The following is a 13,915-nucleotide window of genomic DNA, read 5'->3' on the forward strand; positions in this document are numbered from 1 at the left end:
GTACGTAACGACTTTTTTTATTTTTAAATCTAATAATTTGGTTTTTAAATCTTTTTCCATTTGATACAGCTCTGATTCTGCTTCGGTACGCTTCGTACGTCCTTCTTCTTGTATCTTTAGTACTTCTTCTAACGTGGTAATCAAATCGGACTGCGTTTTTTTCAATGTTTCGATATCAACAATCCCCGCCTCGTTTTCACGAGCTACTTCAATCGTATTCTGCTTGAGCAGCTCTGAATTTTTAGTAAGCAAGTCGTTTGTTGTCTTGGATACTTGCTTTTGGGCTTCCATTGCTTTCTTTTGGCGTAATAAAGTGGTTGCGATTACTACTTGATTTTTCCAAAGTGGAATAGCTGTTAAAATAGAGCTCTGAATTTTTTCAACAAGGGTCTGATTGACTTCTTGAATTAATCGAATCTGCGGTGCACTTTGAATGGCAATTTGACGGCTCAGTTTTAAATCATGCACTCGTTTTTCCAGCCTATTAATAAACTGATTCAAATCATTGACCTCCTGAGCCATCAAGTAGTCATTTTTTTGAGAGGCTGTTTGCTGAAGCTGGGGCAGCGTTTCATTCTGCAGCGCCACTAACTTGTATTCTGCCGCTGCAATGTAGACGTTAAGCGCCTCGTAAAATTGTTTATTTTTATCATATAAGCTGTCTAACATTGTAATGTCTCGATACAGCATTTGTTTTGAGCGCTCTAACTTATCTGCAATTTTATCAATTTCAACATTAATGCTTTGATATTTGGTTAATAAATTTTGAATCGGCCTAGAGACTCCTGAAAATAATCGACCAATGACTCCTTTTTTCTTTGCAGAAAAGTCATCAGGATTCACTTGGCGAATCTTACTCATCAAATCTCCTATAACGTCTCCTACTGGTCCCGTATCTTTCGTTTGAACATGCTGTAGTACAGATTGAGAAAACTGAGATAGTTCTGACTGAGCTGCTACCCCGTACTGTAAGATAGCCTGCTGATTTTTATAATCAATTTGATTTGCGATTTTCTGTGCTTTTTCCTGATATTCCGGTGTCAAATCATCGTATGTGCTTCTTTTTGCAGCGCGAGAATCCGGTTGTAACTGCGGGGTAGGCGAAGCAAAAGGATCATCAAGAAGCGCATCTAACGATTTATTTTGATCATATTCTTTCATCATAAAATCCCATCCTTTGCATTTACATTACTTTGTGCGATTAGTAGCTGTCGGTATATACGGCTGCTCTTCTTCAAATGCTTGCTTTAGCACTTTAAGCTCTACATCTAATGTCAGCTTATCTTGTGAAAGAGCATTTGTTAATAAATGCTCATACTTCCCTGATAACCCGCGCAGCATGTCTTCCGCTTCATGAAGACTTTCTTTTACTTCTATGCTTTTCGTTGGTTTTGATAATAAAAACATATACCTTTCAATGACGGTAACCGTTGATTGTAAGTAATTCGTAAAAAAGGGCTGAACATCTTTATATCGTGCGGGCTCTTTTTCTACCATTTCAATGATGCTTTTGCCTACTTTGTATAGTTTAGAAAGTTCTGTCCACATATGAACAGACCGAATTTTAAAACGATAGCTTCCAATGGTTCTTAATTGCTTTCTTGCCTCTTTTACTTGATGACGAACGTATGCAATTTCTTCTCTATACGGATTTTGATAATGACGTCGAGCACTGCTCATAATAAAAAACAGGCTCATCACGATCACGACTCCTATACTAATGCCAAAGGATTGAATCATCGTGGTACTGAATCCAAAATAGCTGACCGGAACGGCTACTGCTCCTGTTACCCAAATGGCAAGAATCTTTTTTATGATTCGAACGACTTTCATCGCTTTCACTCCTATCTTAAATGTGACCGAACTTTTAAACGTATACATATTATACCATTGTCTTCCCGTCTCTTAAAACGATTACTGTTATAATTTATATACGGATAAATCCCTTAAAAGTTTCACAAAACAAAAAAACAGGCAGCTTTTATGGCTGCCTGTTTTTTTATTGATCTTCGCGCTTGTTGTAATCATACTTCGAGCGTTCAATTGGTTTGAACCCTTCTGGTGTATGAAAGCGGAGTAAGTCTCCGTAAACAAGTTTATCTGATAGTTCTAGCTTTTTCTTAACTAGGTCATCATACTTATCATACTGTTTCGCTTCCTTATCTGAAAGCTGCTTGCCCGTTGCGTTGTCATACACTTTCTGATCAACTTTTGTTACCTTCGGTGTAACAAAGTCACCGTTACGGAAAGGTACAACTTGCTGATGTTCTTTTGATAATAAGTCTGTACCAAAGTCAATATAGTCTTTTGTATCAAGACCTAATAAATGCATCACTGTTGGACGAACATCTACGTCTCCACCATACGTATGATTTACGCCGCCTTTAAGGCCTGGTGAAGTAATAAATAATGGTACGCGCTGCAGTTGAGCTTGTTCAAAATCATTGATGTTTTTACCCATTACTTTGCCCATTGCACGCTTATGGTTTTCAGAAATACCGTAGTGGTCACCGTACATCACAACCATCGTATTGTCTGCTAAACCAGAGGCCTGTAAGTCCTCAAAGAATTGCTTGATTGATTCATCTAAATAACGAGCCGTTTGGAAGTATTGGTCAACTGACTTATCTCCCGTATTGTGAGGTCCAATCGTTTGGTCTTCCTTATCTAGTGGATAAGGGAAGTGGTTTGATAACGTAATGAACTTCGCGCTAAATGGCTGCTTTAAGCCTTTTAGGTACGGCATTGATTCTTTAAAGAATGGTTTATCTTTTAAACCATAGTTCAGCGTATCTTCGTCTGACATATTGTAATAAGCTGAATCAAAGAATTTTTCTACACCCATTGATTTATACATTTCATCACGGTTCCAGAACGATTTTCCATTTCCGTGGAACACAGATGTTGTATAGCCTTGCTGATCTAGAATACCAGATAGCGACTGATAGGTGTTATTTGCTTTTGTTGTAAATACAGAACCTTGAGGTAAGCCGAATAATGAGTTCTCCATCATGAATTCAGCATCTGACGTTTTACCTTGCCCTGTTTGATGGAAGAAGTTATCGAAATACATTGTGTTCTGATCTTTTAATAGTGAATTTAAGAATGGCGTTACTTCTTCACCATTTAACTTATAGCCAATCATAAATGACTGAAGTGACTCTAATGAAATATAGATAACGTTTTTGCCTTTTGCTTGACCGAAATATTCTTTGTTCGGCTCAGCATACGTTGCTTTTGCATAGTTCTCTACCTCAGCCACATCACTGCTATCTGCTAGCGCCCGCTGTGCTGAAGATTTTGAGCTCTGGATAATGTCATAGATTGTATAGTTATACGTTCCTAAATATTTTACTAAATAGTTGCGGTCAAATGTTCTTGTTAATAGTTGAGGACGATCCATTTCCGCTAGTGCGATGTTGGCACTTAAGAATAAAATCCCTGATAAAAATACACCTGTCACAGTACGTCGACTAATTGTTGCTGGTAAGTCAACTTTTTTCCATAATACTAAAACTAAAAGAATAAAGAAATCTGTGAAGTATAAAATATCAGTTGGGCTAATTAAAGCCATAGCACTGCCGCCTAATTGACCAAAGTTGTTTGACTGAGTCAATACAGGAACAGTAATAAAATCATTAAAGAAGCGATAGTATACTACATTTGCGTACAGGATGAATGAAAGTAAAAAATTCATTCCAAGCAGTGCTCGTACTTTTCCGCGCCCTTTAAATAGTAATGCAATGGCAAAAAAGAAAATTGCCGAACCAATTGGGTTTATGAAAAGTAAGAACTTTTGCATAAAATTGTCTAGCCCTAAGTTAAATTCGATACGATAAACGGTATACGTTTTAATCCAAAACAACAAAACTGCAATTAGAAATAACGGCAGCTGTTTCGAAAAAATATTTTTACCGTTTGTCATGAGCTGTTTCATATTCCCACCTCTGTCTCTATTGAAATTTAAGCTCACTTTTATTTTTATAGTAAATGTAAAAAGAAATCTCCCTTACAAAAAATGTAAGAGAGCTAATCTGTTCTTTCACATTTTAACTCTTTAAAAAAAATTGTCAACACCGCTACGTATAATTTTCACCAAACGTGAGAAAATAACTACTTTCTTATTCCCAGCTCTATCGGCTTTCAAACACAAATGTATCCTGCGCTTTTTTCTTCTCACTATTTAATACGGACAGCTTCTCTTTAGGTTTCACTATTTTATATTTATTTTTTATTTTGTCCACTATACATATAAATTTAACACTTGCCTTAGTTTTCCTTCTACTTTACAAGAGAATGCATAAAAGCACTTGTGAATATTTGTTAGATCAACACCTTTTATTTTCTTTTCTTTCTACAGTAAACCACATATTTTGAGTTATTTCTTTCTGTAAATATGAAAAAAATGTGTCAGTTTGCATCGAAAATTTTTATTTTTTTACCTTTTTGTTTATAATATAAATTATAAATATTATTTGAAATTTCAGATCTTTTTAATGACTGATCTAGAAAGTGCATTTTTTATATAAAATCGGAATGAGTACGGGCTATGCATACTTGTATACCAAGAAGTTTAAACGTCTTACATTTTTATAAAGGAGAAAAAATGAAAGAATGTATTGTTTTCATTACAAATATTATTAATGTATTGCACGATGGATTAATTTATATTTTTTATTTACTAGGATTTTCTCTTTCAGATAAAGAACTTCACTTCTGGATTATTGGCATTATTGGACTGCTCACGTTTTTAAGCGTTTATATGATCTTTAAATTATTGTCAAAATGGAAATTTAGTATTACAGCTATTTCCTTTATCTATACTCTTACTGTTATGCTTGTCTTAGTTTTTGCCATTGAAATTCAGCAAGGAATTACCACTCGAGGCAATATGGAATTTGATGATGCCATAGCAGGCTTATGGGGGTTTTTAGTCTTTTTTAGTATTTATATCGCCTTTGCTTCTTTTTTTCTTTTATCCAAGAAATTATTGTCTTCAAATAAGGAGAAAAAAATAAAAACCGAGGCCCCTACTCGGAGCCAAAGGCACGTGAATTAATTTTGTTTGATTTTCAAAACGACCTGTTGAATCCGTATTCGATTATATCGTTGAACCAAAATAAACGGTACGTTTGCAATAATGGCATAAATAACCATCCAAACACCTGTAGAAGGAGAGTTCCATATAAAAAAAAGAATAGAAGGAAGTATGCTGATCCAATGAGTTAACTCGGCTCGATTTGTTTCAATTAAAAAAAGCTGTGCATATTCCTTTGTTCTACTCTCCCATTTCTTTTTATAGAACCCTCGTTTAAATAGCTTTCCTGCATCAGGAAGCCACGTTTTCCATCTGTGCACCCCGAATTTTTTATATATTTCCACTGTTTCCCAGCTGTGAACCTTAAACAGCGCAAGATCCTTTTTTAAGTAAAAGGCAGAAATTTTTGTGCATCTGTAGGCGATGAACATGTGAATCACAAACCATGCCATAATATTAATTAAGAGCTGAGCACCTTTCATTTTATCACTTTCTTCTTTTTTTCTTCTTCTATAGATATGCTGCGTTCTTTCCATTTAACTTGCTTTCTCACCGCTGTTTGAATGAAAGACCATACGAATAGACCTAGAAAAAACAGCACATGAATAGGAAATAAGCACAAAGAAAAAAAAGTAAACGAACCTATTTTTCTTAAGCTATTAAATAAGAGACTTACATAGCAAACATAACTGCTAATTGCCAAGCCTGCATGTTGATTCCATAGAGTAGGTAAAAAAAGAACATAATTAATCATGCTAGTAAGCCATAAACTTACTAGAAATAAATAAATGGCTTCCGTTTTCCCCGCACCTGAAGCAAAACTTTTACTCCACCCTCTTATAAGGCTTTTCATACCATTTGGATACATGCGCATGGAAAGAGCTCCTTGTCCACTCATACACGTAATAAATTCACCTTGTTTGTTCATTTTCTCAACCAGCGCCATATTTTCAACCACTTCTTTTTTTATCCCTTCGTGGCCGCCGCTTTGAAAGTAGGAGACTGCGCTGCAAAGCAAGCACTGCCCGAAACCGACGGAAGGACTTTTCCAATTTTTAAAGGGGTGAAAAGCGCCAATCGATGCAAACGTAACATAGTGAAATAAAGCAGAAAGCATTTCATAAGGCCTCTTAACAAGATGATAAGGATGAACCGACAGCACACCCCCTTGCTGTTGATAGTAGAAAAATACTTTTTCAATTCCGTCTTTCTCTACTGTAATATCAGCATCTAAAAATAAAAGCACCGAGCCTTTTGCTTCTCTTGCTCCATTCCAGCATGCCCATGACTTTCCTAGCCATCCAGCTGGAAGTCCCCCCGGGTGCACTACTTTTACGCCGAATGCTTTGGCTACCCGCTCAGTATTATCTGTTGAGTTGTCATCTACAACAATCACTTCAAAGTCAGCGTTCTGTAACTGGAGTGACTGCAATAAAAAGGTAAGGTTTCTTTCTTCATTTCTAGCTGGAATAATAATGGACAAACATGACATATCGTTTCTTACTATTTTTACACGTTTAAATGTAGGGATAGTGATGACAAGTGTACCTGTCAAGGCAAGAGCAACCAGTAAAAAAGACATCCCTTTCTCCTTTCCTTCACGTATGAAAGTTAGCGAACTGGACAAAATAAAAAGTTGTAAACCTATTTTTATTTTGCGTGAAGTCATTTTATACACATTGTTGACAACTCGCTTTTGTTTTATAAGGAGGAAAAAGATGAAAAAGAAAGTAATTGTTGTAGGCGCAGGTTTAGGTGGTCTGTCAGCTGCTATCCGTCTTTCAGCTGATGGATATGATGTAACAGTCGTTGAAAAAAGCGAGCGAATTGGCGGTAAGTTAAATATTCGCAGCGGCAAAGGATTTTCTTTCGATACGGGGCCTTCTATTTTAACAATGCCGTGGGTGCTAGAGCAGCTGTTTGAAAGTGCAGGGCGCAATATCCACGACTACTTAACAATAGAACGAATTGAGCCTCAGTGGAGAACTTTTTTCCAAGATGGAACACAAATTGATTTGACCAGTGACCTTCCCCGCATGCTTCAGCAGCTGCAAGAGCTTGCTCCAGAAGACATTGAAGGTTTTTTTGACTATTTATCTTATGCAAATAAAATGTACGAATCGAACTTAAAAAGTTTTTATAAAAAAAGTTTATCTGGACTGCATGATTTACGAACGATGCACACGGTAAAAGAACTGCTCCAAATGGATCCAATGAGATCTATGGATGCTACTACACGCAAATATTTTTCAAATCAACATCTGCGTCAATTGTTTAATTTTTTAATTATGTACATCGGTTCTTCTCCTTATCATGCACCAGCTGTGTTAACACAGCTTGCTCACGTTCAGCTAGGATTAGGTATTTATTACGTAAAAGGCGGAATGTACAAAATTGCTGAAGCGATGGATAAGCTCCTTCAAGAACTTGGCGTCACTGTGCATCTAAATACGCCAGTAAAAGAAATCACAACAAGCGGAGCAAAGGCAACTGGAATTACACTGGAAAACGGTGAGAATCTATCAGCAGATATTGTCGTATCTAATCTAGAAGCAATTCCAACTTACCGCTATTTATTAAAAAATCATGAGCAAGCAGCTAAGCAAACTCAGCAGCTTGCAAAATTTGAACCTACTGTTTCTGGCCTTGTTCTTTTATTAGGAGTTAACAAACAGTATAAGCAGCTTCAACATCATAATTTCTTCTTCTCAAAGGATCAGAAAGAAGAGTTTTATACAATCTTTAACAAAGGTCAAGTAGCCATGGATCCGACAATTTACATTGGCGTATCGTCTAAATCAGACCCTACGCAAGCTCCTGAAGGAAAAGAAAACCTGTTCGTTCTGACTCATGTACCTCCTTTAAAAGAAGGAGACGACTGGACTGTATTAAAAGACCGCTATCGTGATATCGTATTGAAAAAACTTGAAGCAATGGGTTTGGAAGGATTACGTTCAAGCATTGAGTTTGAATATACGTTTACTCCTAACGATATCCAGGAGCTTTACGGTGCTAACGGCGGATCCATTTATGGCGTAGCGACTGACCGCAAGAAAAATGGAGGTTTTAAAATTCCAGCAAGAAGTCAGCTTCTTTCTAACCTTTATTTTGTAGGCGGCTCTACACACCCTGGAGGCGGCGTGCCAATGGTGACATTATCAGGTCAGCTTACAGCGGACGCAATTAATGAAGATTTTCAGATTCCTCGTATGCAAAAAGATATTGGATAATAAAAAAGTGCAGGAAATTCCTGCACTTTTTTTAAAAGTTCATTTTTGACTGTCCACCGTCTACGTTTAACGTCGCACCCACTATCCATGAAGCTCTGGAAGATGCTAAAAAAACAACGGCGTTTGCCACTTCTTCCGGCTCTCCAAAGCGCCCTGCTGGTATTTCATTTTCAACAAACTGCTTGATCTTATCCGGATTTTCCTCCATTCTCTTTTTCCAATTACCCGTCTCGTGCAAAATACTTCCCGGCGCAACTCCGTTTACACGAATTCCTTTAGAAATCATTTCATCTGCAAATGACTTTGTAAAGCTGATAAGTGCTGCTTTTGCGTTATTGTACGTGACTTTCCCTCCACTTTCCCTTCCAAAAATAGAGGTAACGTTAATGATTGACCCATCTTTTGTCATATGCGCCGCTGCTAGTTTACTCAAATGTACGGCTGAAAAGTAGTTTAGCTCCATCGCTTCTTTGAAAAGGGATAGATCTGTTTCCATTGCCTTACTTCCATTACTTCCTCCAGCGTTATTAATTAAAATATCAATGCTTCCGAAGTCTTTAATGAACTTCTCAATTAATGCAACTCTGTCTGATTCGTTTGTTAGGTCTGCTGTATATGTACGTACGTTTTCTAATTCTGACTGTGCATGCTGTAATGCTTCCTCTCCTCTTGCAGCGATTCCAACGTTTGCTCCTTCTTGAATAAACAAAGCAGCAATAGCTTTCCCAATTCCTTTTGATCCACCGGTAATGAGTACATTTTTACTTTGTAACTGTAAATCCACACGTATCCCTCCACGTTAAATGATAATTACTATACTTTCTATCATAGCCCACTGCGTCTCAAAATTAAAATCATATACTACTTTACCTTTTACTTCCTTTCAAAGGGCTGTGCTTTATGGATACATTCTTTGAATTTATTGTCAGAACTCTTAGCAAAAACAAGCCTTTGCGTGATATAATGCTTTTTGGTGTAAATGTTTTCAAATTGGGGGTTTTTTAATGCAACAAACGTTTTCAACGTCACAGAAAGTTAAGCAGTTCGTTTTTATTTTATTTCCGATATTGGTCACCCAGTTTGGAATGTTTTCAATGACTTTCTTTGATACGATGATGTCAGGAAGAGTGAGTGCAGATGACTTGGCAGGGGTAGCAATTGGTTCGAGCTTATGGGTGCCTGTTTTTACAGGGCTAAGCGGAATTTTAATGTCTATTACGCCAATTGTTGCACAGCTTGTCGGAGCTAATCAAAAGAAAAAAGTGCCGTTTTCTGTCATTCAAGGGCTTTACGTCTCCATTTTAATGGCTGCCGTTATCATTTTAATCGGCATTTTTGTTGTTAGCCCTATTTTAAAAGGAATGAATTTAGAAGCAAACGTGATGCGCATTGCCAAACAGTATTTAATTGCTTTATCTTTTGGTATTATTCCGCTTTTTATTTATACGGTTTTACGAAACTTTATTGATGCTTTAGGGCAAACTCGTACGTCTATGCTTATCACCATTTTAGGTCTTCCGATTAATGTGGCTTTAAACTATGTATTAATCTTCGGTAAGCTGGGCTTCCCTCACTTGGGTGGAGTAGGCTCTGGTTATGCAACGGCCATCACATATTGGTGCATACTTGTCATATCAATTTTAATTATTCATAAAAAAGAGCCTTTTTCTAACTTCGGTTTATTTAAAAAATTTCACCGTATCTCTTTTTCTGCTTGGAAAGAAATATTAAAAATTGGTTTACCTATCGGTTTTTCCGTATTTTTCGAAACAAGTATTTTTTCAGCCGTCACGCTGTTTATGAGCTCGTACAACACCATTACGATCGCTTCTCACCAAGCAGCTATTAATTTTGCCTCATTTCTCTATATGATTCCGCTGAGTATTTCTATGGCTTTAACAATTGTTGTAGGATTTGAAGCGGGTGCTAAACGGAATCAAGATGCACGAAGCTATAGCAGAATTGGTATAACAATTGCTGTTGGCATGGCCTTTGTGTGCGCAGGTCTTTTATTTACTCTTAGAGAATCAGTAGCATCTTTATATACAAAAGATGCAGAGGTGCTCGCATTAACTTCTCACTTTTTGATTTATGCAATTTTCTTTCAGCTTTCTGATGCTCTTCAAGCTCCTATTCAAGGCGCTCTGCGAGGATATAAGGATGTAAATGTTACCTTTTTAATGTCCTTGGTATCTTATTGGGTAATTGGTCTACCTTTAGGCGTTGTTTTAGCAAAATACACCGATTTGCAGGCGTTTGGCTATTGGGTTGGACTAATTGCGGGGCTCGCTGCAGGGGCAACAGGACTTGCGTATCGTTTGATAAAAATACAAAAGAAGCAGCTGCTAGAGGAGGATAAATCTTCTCGGACAGCTTAATCAAAAAAAGAACGTTCTCAAAAGAACGTTCTTTTTTGGTTTAAAGATGGATTGATATTCTTCCTTATACTAAGACTTAAAACTTCTTATTTATTTAAGGTACGCTCTAACTCTTGTAAAAGCTGTTCTGCACCTTTTTTACTTAACACAACGTTCCCATTCCCAAAGGTTAAGTTTTCACGCGTAATTTCCCCAGTTACTAAGCAAGCACCATATGGACTATACTTTTGTAAAATAATAATATCTTCATCAACATATATTTCTACTGGATCACCTGTGTTGATATTTAAAATACGGCGCAATTCAATAGGAATTACTACGCGACCCAATTCATCTACTTTTCTTACAATTCCTGTAGACTTCATAAAATCCATTCCTTTCATAGTAAACAAATAATATCTTCTCGATACAAATCTAGTCAAATTCGTCAGAGTTGCTAAAACCAAAATGCTTCAATAATGGTCTGATAACGGTTTATAAGTTCTTAAAATATGGCAAATAACGTATTAAATAGATTTATATACACTTTGTATCATATCAATTCGTACACTATTTATGAATAGTGCATAATCTTTAAAATCGAATTCATCCATATATGTTAAAAGTGTGTATTTTATCCATAATATAACTATATATCCATCTTTTACACTACTTTGTACCCATTTTATAACTTTTATTCCGACATAAGACGACAAAATCAGCTATAGAAAAAACGTGTCTTTTCTAACTAAAGACACGTTCATTTGGACCCGAAGTTGTCACGAATAGCTTTTTGAATCATAGCTTCACACCGCTCCAGCTCTACTTTTAATTGTTTTTTATATAATTTAGCTTTCTCTTCTCCCTCATTTGTAAATGTATAATAAACCACTTCTTGAAGCTTCATTCCTTCTTTTTTACGCTTCACCTGTTTGAGGACACCATCTTCAATCAAGTCATGGAGAGCTTTGTATACCTCAGAATGATTAGGTTTGAACCCAAAAGGGCGAAATTCATCTCTCAACACATCTAACAAACGAAGGCCATACAGACGCTCTTGCTCCGTCATCGTAATCATATATAATTTTAAGAAAGCACGTTGTTTTAATAGAAAACCACTGGATGTACGCTTTTCTCTCATCTCAACTTCCCCCTTCACATACTTGCTTTCATTCAGAATAATAGAAAGCTCTATACGTAATTATACTTTTTTTATTCTACATAATCCTTCTTTTTCACTCAAAATCTCTTTTTTTCCTCACATTTTTTCACTTATTTACGCATTTTTCTCATTCTTTGTAAGCAGGCATTGAATTTTCTTTTTTTCATATATATAGAAGGAATTTACGTGAATATAAGGAGGGGTTCCTTTGAGTAAAAAATATGAAGAGATTGATTGGGGTTCGATTCAGCATAAGGTAGAAGATATGCTTGGAAATCACTTTTGGAGCGATTTAAATCACATCTTGCCAAAGCGATTTCCAAACGTCGACTTATATGAAACCGATAAAGAAGGCATTATCGTCGTTGAAGTTCCTGGACTACAATCCACTAACGACATTCAAATTAAGTTGGACGCAAATATATTAACAGTTGAAGGGAACGTTCCTTATGCTTATGAAGCATCTAAACAAAAGTTAAAGCTGAACGAACGCCATACAGGCGTATTTTCTCGCACGCTCAAACTTCCTTTTCACTACACAGACGAACCAGTTCGCGCTAAGTACAAAAATGGTTTATTGGAAATTCGACTGAATAAGATAGAAAATGATCAAACCATTGCTATACAGTTTGAAGATGATTAACTGCACGTAACCAAAACCCTTCTGTTAGCAGAAGGGTTTTTGTTAGAGCGCTGAACTTAACACAATGTTTCCTTTTGGCGTCTTATTATTCGCGTTCGGTTCTAAAGTAATGGCCATAACATCCCACTTTTCAGTCTGTTCTTTTTGGCTCATCGTATAGACCACTGTCCCGTTTCCATTTTTATCTGTTACAAAAGCACCTGCCGGATGAGGCTTATCACCTTTTATGAGCCACACCTGATAGACTTCATTCCCCTTTACGTTTTTCAAGTTATTCGCTTGAATGACCACATTTAAATTTCCACCTTTTTTCGTAAGAGATGCTGTTGCTTCGCCAGAAACGTTCGGCTCTGCCTGCAGCTTCATTGTTTTTTCAGATGTAAGAGGTTCGTTTTGAGGAGCAACCGAAACATTTGGTTCTTGTTTGCCTTTGTCTTCATCTTTCAACAGTAGGTAGCTGTTTCCTGCAAGGGATAAAAGAAGTGCCGCAGCTAATCCAATAATGATGGATTTTTTATTTGATTTCTTAGACGCAGCATATTGTTTTTCATTTTTTAAAGCTATTGGTTCTCTCTTTGTCTCACCTTGATCTTCTTCGAATACATTCGCAAGTATTCGCTGTTTCATTTCTGGAGGAGGAGATTGTTCTGGTGTCAAATACGTTAGATCTCCAAGAACTTCCTCCAGTTCTTTTAGTTCATCTTGACAGCTTTGACAGTTTTTTAAGTGCATTTCAAACTCTTTTTTCTCATGGGAAGTCAACTGATCATTATAGTAATCAATTAGTTTATTGCACATACTCATGAATCAGCTCTCCCTTCTGCATCGGTACCTAAATATGTTTTTAATTTCCGCAACGCTAATCGCACCCTACCCTTTACTGTTCCTAATGGGATTTGCTGCTCTTCTGCTACTTTTTGCTGCGTTAATCCCTTAAAATAAACGGATTGAATAATCTTTTTTTGGTCTTCAGACAATTTTGATACAGCGTGCCGTACTCTCTGCTGTTCTTCTTTCCACTGAAGCTGCTCGTCAATCTGAGGATGATCATCTTCAATAAAATCAAAAATTTCTTCTGAGAAAATAGGATCGATTTTTCTTTTTCTCACAATATCAATCGCGGTGTTTCTTGTAATCGTAAACAGCCATGATGAAAACTTCCCTTTTTCATCGCTGTAAACTCCCTTTCCTCTCCACAGCTTAATAAATACTTCTTGAACAGCTTCTTCAGCAATATCAGAGCTATTTGTTAACCGGTATACAAACGAATAAAGAATTCGCTCATACTTGTCATACAGCAGTTCAAGGGCTTTTTTGTCTCGTTCTTTTATTCTATTGTATAAGACAACGTCGTTTTGCTCTTTCATACCCTTCTCCTTTAACTCTTATGAGTCCTTATTATATAATCGAATTACCTTTGAATTTGGATCACTTTCACATCTTTTAAACGTACCTTTATTTTTCAAAAATGACAAGCAATTATAC

The 13,915-nt window shown here is 36.6% G+C and carries 14 protein-coding genes; 4 read left to right on the forward strand and 10 right to left on the reverse strand.

Going from position 1 to position 13,915, the window contains the following annotated elements; translation table 11 throughout:
- The 3 genes from N178_RS20630 to ltaS all read right to left on the reverse strand — a co-directional run.
- A partial coding sequence (locus tag N178_RS20630) for a toxic anion resistance protein (RefSeq protein ID WP_152640864.1) occupies positions 1 to 1,164 on the reverse strand: 1,164 nt, incomplete at its 3' end.
- 24 nt (positions 1,165 to 1,188) lie between these two features.
- Positions 1,189 to 1,833, reverse strand: a complete 645-nt coding sequence (locus N178_RS20635) for a 5-bromo-4-chloroindolyl phosphate hydrolysis family protein (RefSeq protein WP_045294519.1) — start codon at positions 1,831 to 1,833, stop codon at positions 1,189 to 1,191.
- A gap of 166 nt (positions 1,834 to 1,999) precedes the next feature.
- Positions 2,000 to 3,937, reverse strand: coding sequence for a lipoteichoic acid synthase (gene ltaS / locus N178_RS20640; RefSeq protein ID WP_029714994.1), 1,938 nt, complete (start codon positions 3,935 to 3,937; stop codon positions 2,000 to 2,002).
- A 669-nt stretch (positions 3,938 to 4,606) separates the two neighbouring features.
- On the opposite strand from ltaS, the gene N178_RS20645 reads away from it, so the two are divergent.
- Positions 4,607 to 5,059, forward strand: a complete 453-nt coding sequence (locus tag N178_RS20645; RefSeq protein WP_013056728.1) for a hypothetical protein — start codon at positions 4,607 to 4,609, stop codon at positions 5,057 to 5,059.
- On the opposite strand, the gene N178_RS20650 is transcribed toward N178_RS20645, so the two are convergent.
- The gene (locus N178_RS20650) at positions 5,056 to 5,520 is read right to left on the reverse strand and encodes a glycosyl-4,4'-diaponeurosporenoate acyltransferase CrtO family protein (protein WP_045294613.1); all 465 of its coding nucleotides are present in this window, start codon (positions 5,518 to 5,520) and stop codon (positions 5,056 to 5,058) included. The genes N178_RS20645 and N178_RS20650 overlap by 4 nt on opposite strands.
- Positions 5,517 to 6,620, reverse strand: coding sequence for a glycosyltransferase family 2 protein (locus N178_RS20655; RefSeq protein ID WP_045294526.1), 1,104 nt, complete (start codon positions 6,618 to 6,620; stop codon positions 5,517 to 5,519). Before N178_RS20655 ends, N178_RS20650 begins: the two co-directional genes overlap by 4 nt.
- A 136-nt stretch (positions 6,621 to 6,756) precedes the next feature.
- Here N178_RS20655 and N178_RS20660 point away from each other — a divergent pair, with 136 nt between their 5' ends.
- Positions 6,757 to 8,268, forward strand: a complete 1,512-nt coding sequence (locus tag N178_RS20660; RefSeq protein ID WP_045294532.1) for a phytoene desaturase family protein — start codon at positions 6,757 to 6,759, stop codon at positions 8,266 to 8,268.
- 31 nt (positions 8,269 to 8,299) lie between these two features.
- Here the strand turns inward: N178_RS20660 and N178_RS20665 are convergent, their stop codons facing one another.
- Positions 8,300 to 9,052 (reverse strand): SDR family NAD(P)-dependent oxidoreductase, encoded by a 753-nt coding sequence (locus N178_RS20665; RefSeq protein WP_045294538.1) that lies wholly within the window; start codon positions 9,050 to 9,052, stop codon positions 8,300 to 8,302.
- A 220-nt stretch (positions 9,053 to 9,272) separates the two neighbouring features.
- Here N178_RS20665 and N178_RS20670 point away from each other — a divergent pair, with 220 nt between their 5' ends.
- Positions 9,273 to 10,646, forward strand: coding sequence for an MATE family efflux transporter (locus tag N178_RS20670; RefSeq protein WP_045294539.1), 1,374 nt, complete (start codon positions 9,273 to 9,275; stop codon positions 10,644 to 10,646).
- An 86-nt stretch (positions 10,647 to 10,732) separates the two neighbouring features.
- Here N178_RS20670 and N178_RS20675 read toward each other — a convergent pair whose 3' ends face one another.
- Positions 10,733 to 11,011: an AbrB/MazE/SpoVT family DNA-binding domain-containing protein gene (locus N178_RS20675; protein ID WP_025752053.1), complete on the reverse strand. Its 279-nt coding sequence runs from the start codon at positions 11,009 to 11,011 to the stop codon at positions 10,733 to 10,735.
- A 374-nt stretch (positions 11,012 to 11,385) separates the two neighbouring features.
- Positions 11,386 to 11,766 carry a replication termination protein gene (locus tag N178_RS20680; protein ID WP_013056721.1) on the reverse strand — a complete coding sequence of 127 codons (381 nt, stop codon included), beginning with the start codon at positions 11,764 to 11,766 and terminating at the stop codon, positions 11,386 to 11,388.
- Positions 11,767 to 11,995: 229 nt separating this feature from the next.
- Here N178_RS20680 and N178_RS20685 point away from each other — a divergent pair, with 229 nt between their 5' ends.
- Positions 11,996 to 12,430, forward strand: a complete 435-nt coding sequence (locus N178_RS20685; protein WP_045294540.1) for an Hsp20/alpha crystallin family protein — start codon at positions 11,996 to 11,998, stop codon at positions 12,428 to 12,430.
- Positions 12,431 to 12,472: 42 nt separating this feature from the next.
- Here the strand turns inward: N178_RS20685 and N178_RS20690 are convergent, their stop codons facing one another.
- Together N178_RS20690 and N178_RS20695 are read right to left on the reverse strand one after the other, a co-directional pair.
- On the reverse strand, positions 12,473 to 13,234 hold the full coding sequence (locus N178_RS20690; RefSeq protein WP_045294541.1) for an anti-sigma factor: 762 nt from the start codon (positions 13,232 to 13,234) through the stop codon (positions 12,473 to 12,475).
- Positions 13,231 to 13,797, reverse strand: a complete 567-nt coding sequence (locus tag N178_RS20695) for an RNA polymerase sigma factor (protein WP_045294543.1) — start codon at positions 13,795 to 13,797, stop codon at positions 13,231 to 13,233. The genes N178_RS20690 and N178_RS20695 overlap by 4 nt, the downstream gene beginning before the upstream one ends.
- Positions 13,798 to 13,915: the final 118 nt, after the last annotated feature.

Source organism: Priestia aryabhattai B8W22, assembly GCF_000956595.1.
Taxonomy (GTDB): domain Bacteria; phylum Bacillota; class Bacilli; order Bacillales; family Bacillaceae_H; genus Priestia; species Priestia aryabhattai.

What these genes read in the sequence shown, in the direction of transcription:
- N178_RS20635 (WP_045294519.1), bottom strand. Translation starts at nt 1,833, where the DNA reads ATGAAAGTCGTTCGAATCATAAAAAAGATTCTTGCCATTTGGGTAACA.
- N178_RS20655 (WP_045294526.1), bottom strand. Translation starts at nt 6,620, where the DNA reads ATGTCTTTTTTACTGGTTGCTCTTGCCTTGACAGGTACACTTGTCATC.
- N178_RS20690 (WP_045294541.1), bottom strand. Translation starts at nt 13,234, where the DNA reads ATGAGTATGTGCAATAAACTAATTGATTACTATAATGATCAGTTGACT.
- N178_RS20695 (WP_045294543.1), bottom strand. Translation starts at nt 13,797, where the DNA reads ATGAAAGAGCAAAACGACGTTGTCTTATACAATAGAATAAAAGAACGA.
- N178_RS20680 (WP_013056721.1), bottom strand. Translation starts at nt 11,766, where the DNA reads ATGAGAGAAAAGCGTACATCCAGTGGTTTTCTATTAAAACAACGTGCT.
- ltaS (WP_029714994.1), bottom strand. Translation starts at nt 3,937, where the DNA reads ATGAAACAGCTCATGACAAACGGTAAAAATATTTTTTCGAAACAGCTG.
- N178_RS20675 (WP_025752053.1), bottom strand. Translation starts at nt 11,011, where the DNA reads ATGAAGTCTACAGGAATTGTAAGAAAAGTAGATGAATTGGGTCGCGTA.
- N178_RS20660 (WP_045294532.1), top strand. Translation starts at nt 6,757, where the DNA reads ATGAAAAAGAAAGTAATTGTTGTAGGCGCAGGTTTAGGTGGTCTGTCA.
- N178_RS20645 (WP_013056728.1), top strand. Translation starts at nt 4,607, where the DNA reads ATGAAAGAATGTATTGTTTTCATTACAAATATTATTAATGTATTGCAC.
- N178_RS20650 (WP_045294613.1), bottom strand. Translation starts at nt 5,520, where the DNA reads ATGAAAGGTGCTCAGCTCTTAATTAATATTATGGCATGGTTTGTGATT.
- N178_RS20670 (WP_045294539.1), top strand. Translation starts at nt 9,273, where the DNA reads ATGCAACAAACGTTTTCAACGTCACAGAAAGTTAAGCAGTTCGTTTTT.